This is a genomic window from Pseudomonas sp. P5_B2 (assembly GCF_056400445.1).
Genome location: NZ_JBFULH010000005.1, coordinates 1 through 15,565, shown reverse-complemented (window position 1 = coordinate 15,565; position 15,565 = coordinate 1). Strand labels below are relative to the sequence as shown.

Below are 15,565 nucleotides of genomic sequence, written 5' to 3'. Positions count from 1 at the left end.
CGGACAATGACCTTCCCCGCCCCGAAGCCTATAATGCCGGCCTTTCGTCCCTCTTCGGCACCTCGGAGCCCGCATGAACCAGGATCAACTCAAACAGGCAGTGGCTCAGGCCGCCGTCGACTTCATCCTCCCGAAACTCGACGACAAGAGCATCGTTGGGGTCGGCACCGGCTCCACTGCTAACTGTTTCATTGACGCCCTGGCCAAGCACAAAGGCGCGTTCGACGGTGCGGTCGCCAGCTCGGAAGCCACTGCCGCCCGTCTCAAGGGCCACGGCATTCCGGTGTATGAGCTGAACACCGTCAGCGACCTGGAGTTCTACGTCGACGGCGCCGATGAAAGCGACGAGCACCTGAACCTGATCAAGGGCGGTGGCGCAGCCCTGACCCGCGAGAAGATTGTTGCCGCCGTGGCCAAGACCTTCATCTGCATCGCCGACGCCAGCAAACTGGTGCCGGTGCTCGGTGAGTTCCCGCTGCCGATCGAAGTGATCCCGATGGCCCGCAGCCACGTGGCCCGCGAGCTGGTGAAGCTGGGCGGCGACCCGGTTTACCGCGAAGGCGTGCTGACCGACAACGGCAACATCATCCTCGACGTGTTCAACATGCAGATCACCAACCCGGTTGAACTGGAAAGCCAGATCAACGCGATTGTTGGCGTGGTCACCAACGGTCTGTTCGCGGCGCGTCCGGCGGATCTGCTGTTGCTGGGCACCAGCGAAGGCGTAAAAACCCTGCGCGCTGAATAAACCAGACACAACGCAAAACCTGTGGGAGCGAGCCTGCTCGCGATGACGGACTATCAGTTGATCTCAATGTCGACTGATACACCGCAATCGCGAGCAGGCTCGTTCCCACAGTGATTTTGGGGTGTCGGTCAGGGTTGTGGTGGTTTTTTGAAGACGTAGAACAGGTTCGGCTCGCTGACGAGGTACATCGTGCCGTCGTCGTCCATGGCGATGCCTTCCGCTTGCGGCACGGTCTTTTGCAGGCCTTGGCGCCCTTTTCTCAGTGACATCGTGCTCAACGGTCGCCCGTCCACATCCAGCTCCAGAATCAGCCGCGACTCGTCAGACAGCGCCAATAAATGGCCGCTGCGCTCGTCGTATTGCAGGCTCGACAGGTCTCGCACGAACATCCCGGCATCGCGCCTGGGGTTGTTCACCACGTGCACGGCGTAGGATTTCTCCGGGTTGTAATGCGGAAAACCCTGCACTTCGTAGATCAGCATCGGGTCGCGCTCCTTGGCGACGAACAAGCGCTTGCCCACCGAATCGTAAGCCAACCCTTCAAAGCCTTTGTTGCTGCCCATGTGTACGCCGAGGGTCATCTGCTCGGCGTCCGCACCGTCGAGGAAGGTGGTGTCCTGCTCCAGATGAATCTTGATCAGTCGCTGCTCGCTCTCATCCGTGATCACGTAGGTGTCGGGACTGATAAATTCCACCGCCTCCGGGTCGCCAAAGCCAATCAGCGCCACACGCCGCAGGATCTTGCCCTCAAGGGACAGTTCAATCAGCTCGGAGTTTTTGTTGGTGACGGTGAACAGGCTTTTGCGCACCGGATCGAACGTCAACGCCGAGACGTTATCGTCAAGCCCGTCGATCACCCGTGCTTCGATGTCCACCCGGTATTGATCCAGGCCGATGGATACACTGCTCTGCGGTTGCCAAAGGGTATACAGGTTGAACCAAGCACGTTCGAACAGGCGCATGTATTGGGCGACCGCAACCAGCATGATCAGCGCAATTATTGAAAGGATCAAAACGAGGGGTTTGGGACGGGCAAGTCGGCGCATTCAGGCAAGCTCAAAAACAAAACAGGCGGATGAAATATCACGCCTGTATGAACTCAAGCTTAATGGCCAGTGGCTTTCGACCACAACTGTGCGAGTGTTGCGACCTACTTCTGCTTTTCGAAGCGGTAGAACAGGTTTGGCTCACTGACCATGTACAGCGTGCCCGCTTCGTCCAGCGTCACGCCTTCGGCCCGTGGAATGGTTTTCTTCAGGCCGTTGAATCCGCTGAGCAAGGTCATGAAGCTGACCTGCTCGCCCTTCTCGTTCAGTTCCAGCAACAAGTGGGAATCGGCAGACAGCGCCAAGGTGTGACCGGTACGCGGATCGATGGCCAGGGCCGACAGGTTACGCATATCCAGTTTGTCACTGAGCAGTTTCTGCTTGTCGCCCTTGAGCACCGGGCTGCCGTCACTTTTCCAGCTGAACAACGCTGGCGGACGCTCCTCACCGAGCAGTATCTGCTGATTGCGCGGGTCATAGACGACAGCTTCGAAGGCCTTGTTCTGGTCCTTCGAAGGGCCGAGGTCGTACTTCGGGAAGTCGGCGATGTTCAGCTCGCGAGTGTCGGCATCGACCTTGACGATGGACAGGATGTGTTCGCGCTCATCAACAATGGCCAGCAGACCATTGCCCATCACTGTCACACCTTCCGGGTTGCTCCAACCCACCAGCGGCATCTTGCGCAACACGTCGCCCTGCAACGACAACTCGACCAGGAACGGATTTTTACCCATCACCGAAAACAGGGTTTTGGACTGCGGATCGTAAGACAGGTCCGAGGCCTCGTCCTTTTCCATGCCCGGAAGCAGCTTGGCATCAATTACTGCCCGGTAATCCGGCAGCCAGACACTGGCTTGACGCTCGGCCGGGCTTTCGAAACGCTCATGCAACCAGAGCATGCCGCGGTCATCCCAATGCATCGCAAACGCCACGCCGTAGGCAATCGCGGCAACCAGCAGCAGCCAGGAATACCAACGCAAGGCGAAGCGGGAACGTCGAGCAGTTTTGAAGGTGGGCAGAGGTGGGGTGGCCATCGAGGGATACGTTCCAGAAATTCAGGCTAGGGGTAATAGCATAATTGGGACCGGCTCAGACGCCGCAAGCGCCGGAATTATCCAGAGAACATGTGAAAAAAACGGGAAATGCCGGGGTTACCTGAACCATGATCGTTCCCACGCTCTGCGTGGGAATGCATCCCGTGACGCTCCGCGTCACATCCCGAAGCGGACGCAGAGCGTCCATGGCGGCATTCCCACGCAGAGCGTGGGAACGATCATGTCAGGGTTTTGCGCGGGACTTAACGCACGCTGCTGGTAAAGCTGCTCGCACCTGGCAGTTCGATCACCAGTTCATCACCGACATTCAACGGACCAACGCCGACCGGCGTACCGGTAAGGATCACGTCACCGGCCTGCAGCGAGAAGCAGCCGGCCATGTGCTGGATCATCGGCACGATCGGGTTGAGCATCGCGCTGCTGTTGCCATCCTGGCGTACTTCACCGTTGATGGTCAGGCGAATGCCGATGTCGGTCAGGTCCGCAAAGGTACTGCCAGACACGAACGGCGCGATCACCGCCGCGCCATCGAACGACTTGGCGATTTCCCACGGCAGTCCTTTGGATTTCAGTTCGGCCTGCTTGTCGCGCAGCGTCAGATCCAGCGCCGGGGCGAAACCAGAGATGGCATCCAGCACTTCTTCACGGCTCGGCTTGGTCGACAACGGTTTGCCGATCAGCACCGCGATTTCTGCTTCGTAATGCACCGAACCGCGCTCGGTCGGAATGGCAAAACCGCCTTCCAGCGGCACGACACAACTGCCGGGCTTGATAAACAGCAGCGGCTCGGTAGGCACCGGGTTGTCCAGTTCCTTGGCGTGTTCGGCGTAGTTGCGGCCAATGCACACCACTTTCCCCAGCGGGAAATGAATGCGCGTGCCGTCGACATACTGGTGCTGATAGCTCATTTACCGACTCCTGGTTCGTGCTCTTAACATTTGAAAATCAAACAGCAAAGATCTTGCCCGGGTTCATGATGCCGTTCGGGTCGAACACCGCTTTGACTGCTTTCATGTACTCGATCTCAACCGGGGAACGGCTGTAGGTCAAATAATCACGCTTAGTCATGCCCACGCCGTGTTCAGCGGAAATCGAGCCGTTGTACTTCTCGACAGTTTCGAACACCCACTTGTTGACGGTCGCGCACTTGGCGAAGAACTCGTCCTTGCTCAGGTTATCCGGCTTGAGGATGTTCAAGTGCAGGTTGCCGTCGCCGATGTGACCGAACCAGACGATTTCGAAGTCCGGGTAATGTTCGCCGACGATCGCGTCGATTTCCTTGAGGAATGCCGGAACTTTCGACACGGTGACCGAAATATCGTTCTTGTACGGCGTCCAGTGGGAAATGGTTTCGGAGATGTACTCGCGCAGCTTCCAGAGGTTCTGCAACTGGGTTTCGCTCTGGCTCATCACGCCGTCCAGCACCCAGCCCTGCTCGACGCAGTGCTCGAAGGTTTCCAGGGCGTGGTTGGCCACTTCTTCGGTGGTCGCTTCGAATTCCAGCAGCGCGTAGAACGGGCAATCTGTTTCGAAGGGCGCCGGGACATCGCCGCGCGCCATGACTTTGGCCAAGGCTTTATCAGAGAAGAATTCGAAGGCAGTCAGGTCCAGTTTGCTCTGGAACGCGTGCAATACCGGCATGATCGAGTCGAAATCAGCGGTGCCGAGAACCATTGCAGTGAGGTTTTTCGGTGCACGGTCCAGACGCATGGTCGCTTCAACCACAAAACCGAGGGTGCCTTCAGCGCCGATGAACAGCTGACGCAGATCGTAGCCAGTGGCGTTCTTGATCAGGTCACGGTTCAGCTCCAGCAAATCGCCCTTGCCGGTGACGACTTTCATGCCAGCAACCCAGTTACGGGTCATTCCGTATCGAATGACCTTGATCCCGCCGGCATTGGTGCCGATATTGCCACCTATCTGGCTGGAACCTGCCGAAGCGAAGTCCACCGGGTAGTACAGGCCTTTTTCTTCAGCGACGTTCTGCAAATGCTCGGTGACCACGCCCGGCTGACAAACGGCCGTGCGGTCAGTGAGGTTCACGTCGAGAATCTGGTTCATGTAGTCGAACGAAACGACCACTTCGCCATTGGCGGCTACCGCAGCGGCGGAAAGCCCGGTACGACCGCCGGACGGCACCAGCGCCACCTTGTGTTCATTGGCCCAACGGACAATGGCTTGCACCTGCTCCGTGGTCTTGGGGAACACGATAGCGGTCGGGGCCGGGGCGAAATGCTTGGTCCAATCCTTACCGTAGGCATTCAGGGAGTCGGCATCGGTCAGCACCTTGCCAGGCTCAACCAGGGTCTTCAGCTCTTCAATCAAGGCAGGATTGGTCATCGACAGAACTCTCGAACAATTCATGGTCATCCTGAGAACGCTTCACGTCGCAGGAATGAGTGTTTAGCGGGGTGCATATGCTAGCATACCGACCCCGCAGCATAGTGCCCAACGGCCATTCTGCGGTGACGGCATTTTTGCCGGCCGGGTCAGCGTCTGCTGGCTATTTCCTGCCATTTTTCTCCGGGATACAGGTTTACGCAGATGAGCAAGACTTCTCTCGATAAGAGCAAGATCAAGTTCCTTCTTCTCGAAGGCGTCCACCAATCGGCTGTCGACGTTCTCAAGTCGGCGGGCTACACCAGCATCGAGTACCTCACTGGTTCTCTGCCGGAAGCCCAGCTGAAGGAAAAGATCGCTGATGCGCACTTCATCGGCATTCGCTCCCGCACTCAACTGACCGAAGAAGTCTTCGATCACGCGAAGAAGCTGGTCGCTGTCGGCTGTTTCTGCATCGGCACCAACCAGGTTGACCTGAACGCTGCCCGCGAGCGCGGTATTGCAGTGTTCAACGCCCCGTACTCCAACACCCGCTCCGTTGCCGAGCTGGTGCTGGCCGAAGCGATCCTGCTTCTGCGCGGCATCCCTGAGAAGAACGCTTCCTGCCACCGTGGCGGCTGGATCAAGAGCGCGGCCAACTCCTTCGAGATCCGCGGCAAGAAGCTGGGCATCGTCGGTTACGGCTCGATCGGTACTCAGTTGTCGGTTCTGGCTGAAGGCCTGGGCATGCAGGTGTACTTCTATGACACCGTGACCAAGCTGCCACTGGGTAACGCCACTCAGGTCGGCAACTTGCACGAGCTGCTGGGCATGTCCGACATCGTCACCTTGCACGTTCCGGAAACCGCTGCCACCCAGTGGATGATCGGCGAGAAGGAAATCCGCGCCATCAAGAAGGGCGGCATTCTGATCAACGCTGCTCGCGGCACCGTGGTCGAACTGCAAGCCCTGGCGGACGCGATCAAGGACAAGCACCTGATCGGCGCGGCCATCGACGTATTCCCGGTGGAGCCTCGCTCCAACGAAGAAGAGTTCGAAAGCCCGCTGCGTGGCCTGGACAACGTGATCCTGACCCCACACATCGGTGGCTCCACCGCCGAGGCGCAAGCCAACATCGGTCTGGAAGTGGCAGAAAAACTGGTCAAGTACAGCGACAACGGTACCTCCGTATCGTCGGTGAACTTCCCGGAAGTGGCCCTGCCGGCTCACCCTGGCAAGCACCGTCTGCTGCACATCCACGAAAACATTCCGGGTGTGATGAGCGAGATCAACAAGGTGTTCGCCGAAAACGGCATCAACATCTCCGGTCAGTTCCTGCAGACCAACGAGAAAGTCGGTTACGTCGTCATCGACGTCGACGCCGACTACTCGGAAATCGCCCAAGAGAAACTGCAGCACATCAACGGCACCATTCGCTGCCGTGTGTTGTTCTGATAGCGACTTGAGCGACAAAAAAAGGAGACCTTCGGGTCTCCTTTTTCATGGGTTCGACTAAGGTTATTTAACGTTGACGGTGATCTTCTCCGACACGATAGGTGGATCAAACGGCATGTGATTGCTGTCACCCAGTTCCAGCTGCAAGGTGTGTTTGCCTGGGGTCAGCTTTACTTCAGCCTGGGTCTGCGCCTTGCCGAAGTGCAAGTGGTTGGCATCGCTTGGGATCGGCACACCGGCGGCCGGCAGCTCATCGACGTCGATCAGCAAGTGGTGATGGCCGGTGTTCTTGGTGACATCGCCCGCTGGCGCCAGCGCGATGTTCTCGACAGCGAACTTGACGACGACGGTTTGCGGTACGGTGGCTCCGTCCGCGGGAGAAACGATGGACACTTCTGCACCTTTGGGAGCCGGGGTAGCAGCCGTTGCAAGCACCGAAACTCCCATCAACAGGCCAGCCAATGCTGCTCGTGACATAAACGTTTTCATTCTCTTCTCCAGTTTTTCCGTAAAATTCGCGTGACCATGACAACTTCATGGTCAATCGTTGTCGAAGGCACTCGACAACCATAGCAAAGCGAGCCTGAATCAGAGCATCGCGATAATGAATTCAAAGGAGTGACCATGCGCTTCCTGCCTGGCCTGATCTGCTTGCTACCCCTTCTGAGCCCGTTGGCTCATGCCGAACTGATTGACGACATTAACGACCGGGGCGAACTGCGTATTGCGCTTGAGGCCAATACACCGCCCTTCAATTTCAAGGATGAAGGCAAACTCACCGGGTTCGAGGTCGAGCTGGGTCAACTGCTGGCCAATGAGCTCGATGTCCGGGCCGACTTCGTCGTCACCGATTCGGGCGATCTGTTCACCGGCGTTGAAAGCGGCAAGTACGACGTCGCCATCAATCACATAGCAATGACTCCGGATCTGAAAGATCGTTTCGACTTCAGCGAGCCTTACATTCAAACCAATACGCAACTGCTCGCGCAGAAAGAAGAACCTCGCTCAATGCTGCTGGTGCAGTCGTTGACAGCCGAGAAGCCAGACGCTGCCTCACCCGTGAGCCTGGCGATTCCGTTTCAGAAAGGTAACCCGGCGTTCCACGCCAGCCTGGAAAACGCGCTGAAGCGTATCAAGGACGACGGCCGGTTGGCAGCGCTGGAGAAGAAGTGGTTTGCGGCGGATGTGAGCGTGGCGCCGAAGCCCTGAGACACTACAGATCTAAAAGTCAGTGATAAACCTGTGGGAGCGAGCCTGCTCGCGATAGCGATGGACCAGTCAGCAGAGATGTTGAATGTTAGTCCGCTATCGCGAGCAGGCTCGCACATTGATTTTATGTAGGGCGTCAGTTCTGCGCGGCCAATGCTGCAGCGGCTTGCGGCAACTCCAACTCGCTGAAGACGAGCACGCCATTGCGCTTGAGCAACGCCGCCGTCACACCTTCGCCCGCAACCTTCACGCCACTGAAGCTTCCGTCATACGTCAGCAAATTCCCGCAAGACGGGCTGTTGGCCTTGAGCACAGCAATGCGAATGCCGTGCTTTTGCACCAATTCCAGCGCCTGATAAGCCCCCGACAGAAACTCGGCACTGACATCGTCGCCCTCGGTGGTGATCACGCGGGCCTGACCATCCAGCACTTCACCACCCTGCCCGCCGGGAATTTCCGCCGCAGCCCTGGGCGTCGGCAAGCCGCCGGCAACCTCAGGGCACAAAGGTACGACCCGACCTTCATCCAGCCACTGCTGGAGCTGATCGAATGGCCCGCTGGCCCCGCCGTCGTAACGGACGCGGTGGCCCAGCAAGCAGCGGCTTACCAGAATCTTTTGCATGATCAGAACGGCTCGTTTCCTCGTCGCCGGAACCAGCCGGTCAACGACAGGCGATCCCGGGTGGCGGGCAGGACTTCGTGAGGCACCTCGCCCGACAGGAACACCACCAGGCTTCCGCCGGTGGGCACGACATCGTGTTCGACACCTTCTTCCAGATACATGCGCAACTGACCGCCGTGCTCGGGCAACCACGCGTCATTGAGGTACACCACTGCCGAGACCATGCGCCGGTCGTCATCGCGGAAACGGTCGACGTGCTTGAGGTAGAACGCACCCGGTGGGTACAGCGCGAAATGGCTTTCGAAATCTTCCAGGCCTAGAAACAAACCGCGATTCATTGCTTCGCGCAGGCTGTCCATCAATGCCAGATAGCTGTCGCACGCTTCGGCCTGGCCGGGATCAATCCACTGGATATGGTCGCCACGAATCCCCTCGCGAACTTCCGATGACGGCCCTCGGCCCACGGCGGCAGGGGCCAGTTCACCCTCGGCCGCACGTTTACGGCACTCAGCCGCCAGCGCTCGGGTCAGATCCAGAGGCAGGAAAATATTCTGCTGCGACCAGCCGCATTCAGCCAGGTCGTCAACGATACGTAACAGCAGTGGGTGATCCGAGGGTATTTGCATGCCGCGCATAGTATTCCTGTGCCTGAAAATCCGACAGAGCCACGCAGCGGGTTGATACGAATTCTCGACAAGTGCGGATGCCACACGGAGAATAGTCGCCTGCTGACAGGAGTCCCTATGCGCCGGTTGCTTTTTTCACTGTTGATGCTCTGTGTTTTGCCCGCCTGGGCAGACGGCCACGACCAGTTGTACAAAGTCGCCGGCTGGCCAGAGCAACGTGCGCATTTCAGCGACGCGCTAACGGCCGCTCAACAACGTTACGAAAGCAGCCTGCCGCCGGCGGTGTTTCAAGCGCTGGTCACCAACAGCAATCAGCGTTTTGCTCCCAAGTCCGTCGATCAGCGCGCCGAAGCGCAATTGCGCAAGAGCCTCGCCGATCCCAAACCTGCACTGACGTTCTTTCAATCGCCCTTGGGCAAAAAAGTCGTGGCTGCCGAATTGCTGGCAACCCGTCGCGACCAACTGGCGAAGAACGCCAAGGGCCTGCCGAAGATTCAGGCCAGCGACGCCCGTCAACTGATTATCGGCCACCTCGCCCAGGCCCTGCCCGCTCGCGAGGCGGGGGCTGAAGTCAGCCTGGCGATTGCCGGGGTCGCGGCCGACAGCCTGAGTTCAATGATCCCCGGCCTGCTGGGGGGCGGTCAGGCGCAAGGGATGTTGAACGGTCAGCGTCAGCGCTTGATGGACCAGATCGGCAGCGACCTGCACAACACGTTGCTCTATGTCTATCGCGACCTCTCGGATGACGAACTGGAAGAGTTCGCCACGTTTGCCGAGTCCACCGAGGGCCAGGCTTATTATCAGGCGGCGCTGGCGGCGATTCGGGCGGGGTTGGCGGTGGGGCAGAATACTTCGAACCTCACTCAGTAATTTTTGGCGCTTGGTCAATCGTCATCGCGAGCAGGCTCGCTCCCACAGTTGAAATGCATTCCCCTGTGGGAGTGAGCCTGCTCGCGATGGGGCCATCAAAGTCGCTAAAGATTCCGGCCCTTGATCCGCTTGGTCAAAAAACCGAAATACTCCTCGCGCATCACCAGCGTCTCATTCGCCAGATGATGCCGCGCCTCTGGCAACATCAACACCTGAGGCCGATCGAACTTGGCCTTCAATACCCCAAGGTTATGCTCCCAATCCACCGTCATGTCCGCCTGCCCCTGCACGATCAGCGGCCGACGCGGGCTGTTCGGTGCGGCCTCTATTTGCTTGATCCAGCGCGCCAACGCCCCGACCCACGCCGTTGGCAGACGCTGCGGCTGCAAAGGATCGGCCTGCAGGAACGGCAAGAAATCAGGGTCGTTGGAGTTCTCGCTGAAGCGCCGGGCGATGGCTTTGACGAATGGTTTGAGCAGGTAATAACTGAGCTTTGACCAACCCCAGGCACGCGGCCTGACCAAGGGTGAAAGCAGGATGACCTGGCCTTGCGCAGGGCTGTTCGCGCCTTGATTGAGCACATGATCGATCACGATCGCCCCGCCCGTGCTCTGCCCGCACAGGTGCCATGGCTGCGGCAGTTCGATGGACAACGCCTCGGCGAACAACCCCTCCAGCGTGTCCTGGTATTCAGCGAATTCCTTGATGCTCGCCCGCTCGCCGCTGGACAGACCATGTCCCGGCAGGTCACAGGCAATCACGGCGAACCCCTGATCCAGCGCCCACTCGATCACATGGCGGTAGAGCCCGGTGTGATCGTAGAACCCGTGGAACATAAACAACGTCGCCTTCGCCCGCTCCGGCCACCAGAACTGACTGACCAATTCATAGCCATCGATCTCGAAACGCCCCAGCCCTGTGCGCAACGCACGACCTGGAAAATCCAACCCGTAAAAGTGTTGATACGCCATGGCCTCGGTCGAAAGCGCCTGCCTTTCGGCCAATGGCCGCAGGCTGGCGCGCAAATGATCGGGGGTAAAAGTGGCAGACATGAATGATTCCAGAGCGTTAAACAGACTTTATGGGCCCTGTGATATTCATCTGTCGCAGCAAGCATGGCAAGCTAGCCGACCTTCGAGGATCCACACCCATGCGTCCGGCCTACCGCACCCCACTGCTTGCCAGCCTGCTCGCCCTCGTGTGTGCCGGCGTTTTGTGGGCCGCGTATGACTGGTTTCAGGGGCGCTACTTGCGCGCGTTCAGCGAACACACAGCACTGTTTTCCGGCGATCCGTTGCGCCTGCCCGTCGACCTTGCCGGCCCCGGCGCCATTCGTCTCGTGCACTTCTGGGACCCGGCCTGCCCGTGCAACGTCGGCAATCAACAACATTTGAGCGAACTGGTTGAGCGCTATGTGCCGCAGGGTGTTGAGTTTTACGCCGTGCAAAAACCCGGCAGTCATGGCCAGCTACCCTCCACGCTGAGTAGCCTGAAAAGCATCAATGTGCTGCCGGGCGCCGAACAGATTCCCGCCAGCCCGGCTGTGGCGATCTGGGACCGCAGCGGCAAACTGGCCTATTTCGGTCCGTACAGCGAAGGCCTTACCTGCAATTCGAATAACAGCTTCATCGAACCCATTCTGCAAGCACTGAGCGAAGGTCGCGCAGTGAGCGCAACCCATACGCTGGCCATCGGTTGCTACTGTCCGTGGCCGGTGGACGTGAAGTAAGGCATTCCAGACTTTTGCAGGACCGCGACGCCCGACACAGAGGGTCTGTGTTACATGTTTGCAGCCCACACGGGCGGCAATCCAACAAGAACAAGGAGTCACCATGAAACGCGTCCTGACCGTACTTGCCTCGCTGCTCGTCGTGCTCGCCATCGGGATTGGCGGGTACGTATACAGCAAGCAGCCGACGCGCCAGGGCCAGGTGGAGTTGCAGCGCCTGCAAGGTTCAGTGACCGTGCGTTATGACGAGCGCGGCGTACCGCATATCCGCGCGGAAAACGAAATCGACCTCTACCGCACCCTCGGCTATGTGCAGGCCCAGGACCGTTTGTTCCAGATGGAAGCCATGCGGCGCCTGGCCCGTGGTGAACTGGCGGAAATCCTCGGCCCGAAACTGATCGACACCGACAAACTGTTTCGCAGCCTGCGCATCCGCGAACGTGCCGCGAGCTACGTGGCTGCGCTGGATCGGCAGTCGCCGGCATGGAAGGCCCTGGAAGCCTATCTGGACGGGGTCAATCAATATCAGGACACGCACGCGGCACCCGCCGAGTTCGACGTGCTGGGCATCCATAAACGCCCGTTCACGGCTGAAGACAGCATCAGCGTCGCCGGTTACATGGCGTACAGCTTCGCCGCAGCGTTTCGCACTGAACCCTTGCTGACGTTCGTGCGCGACCAATTAGGACCCAACTACCTGAACGTCTTCGACCTCGACTGGCAGCCCAAAGGCGTGCTGGCCAAGGAACAGTCCAATTCGTCGTCGGCATTGTCCGCCAACGATTGGAAAGACCTGAACGCCCTCGCCCGCCTGAGCGAACAGGCGCTGGCCGACAATGGCCTGCCACAATTCGAGGGCAGTAACGCGTGGGTGATTTCCGGCAACCGCACTAAAAGCGCCAAGCCACTGCTGGCGGGCGACCCGCATATTCGCTTTTCGGTCCCGGCGGTCTGGTACGAGGCGCAACTCTCGGCGCCGGGCTTTGAGCTGTACGGCCACCATCAGGCACTGGTGCCGTTTGCATTTTTGGGCCATAACCAGGATTTCGGCTGGAGCCTGACCATGTTCCAAAACGACGATCTGGACCTGATCGCCGAGAAGACCAACCCGGACAACCCCAATCAGGTCTGGTATCGCGGCAACTGGGTGGACATGCTCAACACCGAGCAACAGATCGCCGTGAAGGGGCAGGAAGCGGTCAAGCTGACGCTGCGTCAATCACCTCACGGGCCGATCATCAACGACGCACTTGGCACGGCGGCCGGCAAGACACCGGTGGCCATGTGGTGGGCGTTCCTTGAAACACCAAACCCGATTCTTGAAGGCTTTTACCAGCTCAACCGCGCCGACACATTGGCCAAGGCGCGCACCGCTGCCGCCAAGGTTCAGGCGCCGGGGTTGAACATTGTCTACGCCAACGCCAAGGGCGACATCGGCTGGTGGGCCTCTGCGCTACTGCCCAAACGCGCGGCGGGGGCGAAGCCCGGTTTCATCCTCGATGGCAGCACCAGTCAGGCGGACAAGGAAGGCTTCTACCCCTTCAGCGCCAACCCGCAGGAAGAAAACCCGGCACGCGGCTACATCGTCTCGGCCAACTTCCAGCCGCTGTCGCCGACCGGCATGGAAATTCCCGGCTACTACAACCTCGCCGATCGTGGTCAGCAGCTCAATCACCAGCTCAGCGACAAAAATGTGAAATGGGACATCGACGCCAGCAAGAAGCTGCAACTGGGCACCACCACTGCCTACGGTCCCCGTCTGTTGGCGCCGGTGCTGCCGGTGCTGCGTGAAGTCGTGAGCGATCCCGCCGAACTCAAGCTGGTGGAACAGCTGGCGCAGTGGAAAGGCGACTACCCGCTCGACTCCACCAGCGCTACGCTGTTCAATCAGTTCATGTTCAACCTGGCCGACGCAACGATGCACGATGAGCTGGGGAATGATTTCTTCGAGACCTTGCTCTCGACCCGGGTGATCGACGCCGCACTGCCACGGTTGGCTGCCACGCCCGACTCACCATGGTGGGATAACCGCCACACCCTCGACAAGGAAACCCGGGGCGATACGGTCAAGGTGGCCTGGCAAGCGAGCATCGCCCACCTCAAGACCACCTTGGGCGCGGATTCGGCGCAGTGGCAATGGGGCAAGGCGCACACCCTGACCCATGGTCATCCACTGGGCATGCAGAAGCCGCTGGATCGGATCTTCAACGTCGGGCCGTTCGCCGCGCCCGGTACGCATGAAGTGCCGAACAACCTCTCAGCCAAAATAGGCCCGGCGCCCTGGCCGGTGACGTACGGCCCGTCGACGCGGCGCCTGATCGACTTTGCTGACCCGGCTCACAGCCTGACCATCAACCCGGTCGGCCAGAGCGGCGTACCGTTCGACAGCCACTACGACGACCAGGCTGAGGCGTATGTCGAAGGGGTTTACTTCGAGGCGCATTTCAATGACGAAGAAGTCACGGCCAACACGCACAGCACGTTAAAGTTTTTGCCGGCTCGGGCTGAGCCTTAGATTTTGGTGCCTTGACTACCGTTATCGCGAGCAGGCTCGCTCCCACAGTTGACCGGGTTGCCCAGGCGGTCGCGGTCTAATGTGGGAGTGAGCCTGCTCGCGATGGGGCCCTGACAAACAATGGAAACTCCTGCTCAAACCATCGCTGAAAAATTCAGCCTGAACTGCTGTGGTGTTACCCCCAACCTGCGGTTGAACACACTGCGCATGTGCTGGGCATCACGAAATCCACATTGATAAGCAACGGTCTTGAGCGGCGAATGCGTGCTCTCCAGCAGTACCCGCGCCGCATCCACCCTCGCCCGCTCGACGAACTCCGCCGGGGTGATTTTTGCTTCCTTGGCGAACACTCGGGAAAAGTTGCGCGAGCTCATGTTGGCCGCAATGGCCAGGTCAGCGAGGGTCAGGTCGCCGGTGAGGTTGGCCAGCACGTAGAGCTGAACCATCGCCACGACCGACGTAGGTTCGGCGTGGGGCATCAGAAACGGGCTGAACTGCGATTGCCCGCCCGAACGCTGAGTGAATACCACCAGACGCTTGGCCACGTTCAACGCGACGTCCGGCCCGTGGTCCCTGGCCAGCAAGTACAACGACAAGTCGATCCCCGCGGTGACACCGGCCGAGGTATAGAGCTCGCCGTCCTGCACGTACAAGCGATCCGCCTCGACCCGGGTCGACGGACACATTTGTGCCAGCGCGGCAGCGTCGCCCCAGTGGGTCGTCACGGTTCGCCCCTCAAGCAGTCCGGCCCGGGCGAGAATGAACGCGCCGTTGCAGATTGAGCCGAAGCGTTGCGCGCGGGCGCAGGCACCCCGCAGCCAGGCATCGAACGCGCCGCCAAAATCCATGAACGGCAACTGCGGCCCACCCGCCACCAGCAGCAAGTCATACGCCTCCAGCGCCTCGCTGAAATGCGTATGGGCATTGAGCGACAAACCGTTGGAACACGACATGACTCCGCGCCCGACGCCGATCACCTCCAACCGATAGTGGTCTTGCGGCTCGAGAAAACGATTGGCTTCAGAAAACACATCCATGGGACCGGTGACGTCCAGCGACTGAACGCCGGAGAAGATCACGATGGCGATGGTTTTACTCATGGCTGGAAACGCCCTCAATTGTTAGCCATTACACGACCTGTAGCAGCAGCCTCGCAGGCTCGGCAGCTGCTACAGGTCCATCAAACTTAGCCAATCCACATGCAACAAGCGAGGTTGGCGCGATATGCAGGTTCATTGGCAAGGATCGCAGCCATGGATCGATTGTCCGGTTTTGGGGGGCGGAACAGACTTGTTCCATCAGCGCCGCCACGGCGTTCCCCGCGAGGACAGCACCATGAGCAGCAACATTGCCGGCATCAACATCCCCGAC

Annotated in this window: 16 protein-coding genes; 6 read left to right on the top strand and 10 right to left on the bottom strand. The window is 59.3% G+C overall.

Annotation, left to right across the window (positions count from 1 at the left end):
- The first annotated feature begins 73 nt into the window (after positions 1–73).
- Entirely contained in the window at positions 74–748 is a 675-nt protein-coding gene (gene rpiA, locus AC1DRJ_RS01525) for a ribose-5-phosphate isomerase RpiA (RefSeq protein ID WP_477800488.1), read from the top strand.
- Between the two features lie 128 nt (positions 749–876).
- On the opposite strand, the gene AC1DRJ_RS01520 is transcribed toward rpiA, so the two are convergent.
- From AC1DRJ_RS01520 to AC1DRJ_RS01505, 4 genes are all read right to left on the bottom strand, one after another.
- Positions 877–1,794, bottom strand: coding sequence for an SdiA-regulated domain-containing protein (locus AC1DRJ_RS01520; RefSeq protein ID WP_477800487.1), 918 nt, complete (start codon positions 1,792–1,794; stop codon positions 877–879).
- Between the two features lie 104 nt (positions 1,795–1,898).
- Positions 1,899–2,828: an SdiA-regulated domain-containing protein gene (locus tag AC1DRJ_RS01515; RefSeq protein ID WP_477800486.1), complete on the bottom strand. Its 930-nt coding sequence runs from the start codon at positions 2,826–2,828 to the stop codon at positions 1,899–1,901.
- Between the two features lie 263 nt (positions 2,829–3,091).
- Positions 3,092–3,757, bottom strand: coding sequence for a fumarylacetoacetate hydrolase family protein (locus AC1DRJ_RS01510; protein ID WP_477800485.1), 666 nt, complete (start codon positions 3,755–3,757; stop codon positions 3,092–3,094).
- A gap of 37 nt (positions 3,758–3,794) precedes the next feature.
- On the bottom strand, positions 3,795–5,189 hold the full coding sequence (locus AC1DRJ_RS01505; protein WP_477800484.1) for an FAD-binding oxidoreductase: 1,395 nt from the start codon (positions 5,187–5,189) through the stop codon (positions 3,795–3,797).
- Between the two features lie 204 nt (positions 5,190–5,393).
- Here AC1DRJ_RS01505 and serA point away from each other — a divergent pair, with 204 nt between their 5' ends.
- Positions 5,394–6,623 carry a phosphoglycerate dehydrogenase gene (serA, locus tag AC1DRJ_RS01500; RefSeq protein ID WP_477800483.1) on the top strand — a complete coding sequence of 410 codons (1,230 nt, stop codon included), beginning with the start codon at positions 5,394–5,396 and terminating at the stop codon, positions 6,621–6,623.
- 63 nt (positions 6,624–6,686) lie between these two features.
- On the opposite strand, the gene AC1DRJ_RS01495 is transcribed toward serA, so the two are convergent.
- The gene (locus tag AC1DRJ_RS01495; RefSeq protein ID WP_477800482.1) at positions 6,687–7,112 is read right to left on the bottom strand and encodes a DUF4399 domain-containing protein; all 426 of its coding nucleotides are present in this window, start codon (positions 7,110–7,112) and stop codon (positions 6,687–6,689) included.
- 135 nt (positions 7,113–7,247) lie between these two features.
- Here AC1DRJ_RS01495 and AC1DRJ_RS01490 point away from each other — a divergent pair, with 135 nt between their 5' ends.
- Positions 7,248–7,832: a transporter substrate-binding domain-containing protein gene (locus AC1DRJ_RS01490; RefSeq protein WP_477800481.1), complete on the top strand. Its 585-nt coding sequence runs from the start codon at positions 7,248–7,250 to the stop codon at positions 7,830–7,832.
- 136 nt (positions 7,833–7,968) lie between these two features.
- Here the strand turns inward: AC1DRJ_RS01490 and AC1DRJ_RS01485 are convergent, their stop codons facing one another.
- Positions 7,969–8,454 (bottom strand): 2-thiouracil desulfurase family protein, encoded by a 486-nt coding sequence (locus tag AC1DRJ_RS01485; protein WP_477800480.1) that lies wholly within the window; start codon positions 8,452–8,454, stop codon positions 7,969–7,971.
- A gap of 2 nt (positions 8,455–8,456) precedes the next feature.
- Complete coding sequence (locus tag AC1DRJ_RS01480) at positions 8,457–9,089, bottom strand: 2OG-Fe(II) oxygenase (RefSeq protein WP_477800479.1); 633 nt, start codon at positions 9,087–9,089, stop codon at positions 8,457–8,459.
- Positions 9,090–9,197: 108 nt separating this feature from the next.
- On the opposite strand from AC1DRJ_RS01480, the gene AC1DRJ_RS01475 reads away from it, so the two are divergent.
- Complete coding sequence (locus AC1DRJ_RS01475) at positions 9,198–9,950, top strand: DUF2059 domain-containing protein (protein WP_477800478.1); 753 nt, start codon at positions 9,198–9,200, stop codon at positions 9,948–9,950.
- Between the two features lie 104 nt (positions 9,951–10,054).
- Here AC1DRJ_RS01475 and bipL read toward each other — a convergent pair whose 3' ends face one another.
- A complete protein-coding gene (gene bipL, locus AC1DRJ_RS01470) occupies positions 10,055–11,002 on the bottom strand; it encodes a phospholipase BipL (RefSeq protein WP_477800477.1) in 948 nt (315 codons plus the stop codon).
- Positions 11,003–11,100: 98 nt separating this feature from the next.
- Between bipL and AC1DRJ_RS01465 the strand changes: the two genes are divergently transcribed.
- Positions 11,101–11,679: a DUF6436 domain-containing protein gene (locus AC1DRJ_RS01465; RefSeq protein ID WP_477800476.1), complete on the top strand. Its 579-nt coding sequence runs from the start codon at positions 11,101–11,103 to the stop codon at positions 11,677–11,679.
- A 103-nt stretch (positions 11,680–11,782) separates the two neighbouring features.
- Entirely contained in the window at positions 11,783–14,194 is a 2,412-nt protein-coding gene (locus AC1DRJ_RS01460) for a penicillin acylase family protein (RefSeq protein ID WP_477800475.1), read from the top strand.
- 134 nt (positions 14,195–14,328) lie between these two features.
- Here the strand turns inward: AC1DRJ_RS01460 and AC1DRJ_RS01455 are convergent, their stop codons facing one another.
- Together AC1DRJ_RS01455 and AC1DRJ_RS01450 are read right to left on the bottom strand one after the other, a co-directional pair.
- A complete protein-coding gene (locus AC1DRJ_RS01455) occupies positions 14,329–15,294 on the bottom strand; it encodes a GlxA family transcriptional regulator (protein ID WP_477800474.1) in 966 nt (321 codons plus the stop codon).
- A gap of 28 nt (positions 15,295–15,322) precedes the next feature.
- A partial coding sequence (locus AC1DRJ_RS01450) for a hypothetical protein (protein WP_477800473.1) occupies positions 15,323–15,565 on the bottom strand: 243 nt, incomplete at its 5' end.

Bases quoted from the DNA above. Each gene is read 5' to 3' on its own strand.
- AC1DRJ_RS01475 (WP_477800478.1), top strand. From the start codon at position 9,198: ATGCGCCGGTTGCTTTTTTCACTGTTGATGCTCTGTGTTTTGCCCGCC.
- AC1DRJ_RS01490 (WP_477800481.1), top strand. From the start codon at position 7,248: ATGCGCTTCCTGCCTGGCCTGATCTGCTTGCTACCCCTTCTGAGCCCG.
- AC1DRJ_RS01510 (WP_477800485.1), bottom strand. From the start codon at position 3,757: ATGAGCTATCAGCACCAGTATGTCGACGGCACGCGCATTCATTTCCCG.
- AC1DRJ_RS01455 (WP_477800474.1), bottom strand. From the start codon at position 15,294: ATGAGTAAAACCATCGCCATCGTGATCTTCTCCGGCGTTCAGTCGCTG.
- AC1DRJ_RS01480 (WP_477800479.1), bottom strand. From the start codon at position 9,089: ATGCGCGGCATGCAAATACCCTCGGATCACCCACTGCTGTTACGTATC.
- bipL (WP_477800477.1), bottom strand. From the start codon at position 11,002: ATGTCTGCCACTTTTACCCCCGATCATTTGCGCGCCAGCCTGCGGCCA.
- AC1DRJ_RS01460 (WP_477800475.1), top strand. From the start codon at position 11,783: ATGAAACGCGTCCTGACCGTACTTGCCTCGCTGCTCGTCGTGCTCGCC.
- serA (WP_477800483.1), top strand. From the start codon at position 5,394: ATGAGCAAGACTTCTCTCGATAAGAGCAAGATCAAGTTCCTTCTTCTC.
- AC1DRJ_RS01505 (WP_477800484.1), bottom strand. From the start codon at position 5,189: ATGACCAATCCTGCCTTGATTGAAGAGCTGAAGACCCTGGTTGAGCCT.
- AC1DRJ_RS01465 (WP_477800476.1), top strand. From the start codon at position 11,101: ATGCGTCCGGCCTACCGCACCCCACTGCTTGCCAGCCTGCTCGCCCTC.
- AC1DRJ_RS01520 (WP_477800487.1), bottom strand. From the start codon at position 1,794: ATGCGCCGACTTGCCCGTCCCAAACCCCTCGTTTTGATCCTTTCAATA.
- AC1DRJ_RS01495 (WP_477800482.1), bottom strand. From the start codon at position 7,112: ATGAAAACGTTTATGTCACGAGCAGCATTGGCTGGCCTGTTGATGGGA.
- rpiA (WP_477800488.1), top strand. From the start codon at position 74: ATGAACCAGGATCAACTCAAACAGGCAGTGGCTCAGGCCGCCGTCGAC.
- AC1DRJ_RS01515 (WP_477800486.1), bottom strand. From the start codon at position 2,828: ATGGCCACCCCACCTCTGCCCACCTTCAAAACTGCTCGACGTTCCCGC.
- AC1DRJ_RS01485 (WP_477800480.1), bottom strand. From the start codon at position 8,454: ATGCAAAAGATTCTGGTAAGCCGCTGCTTGCTGGGCCACCGCGTCCGT.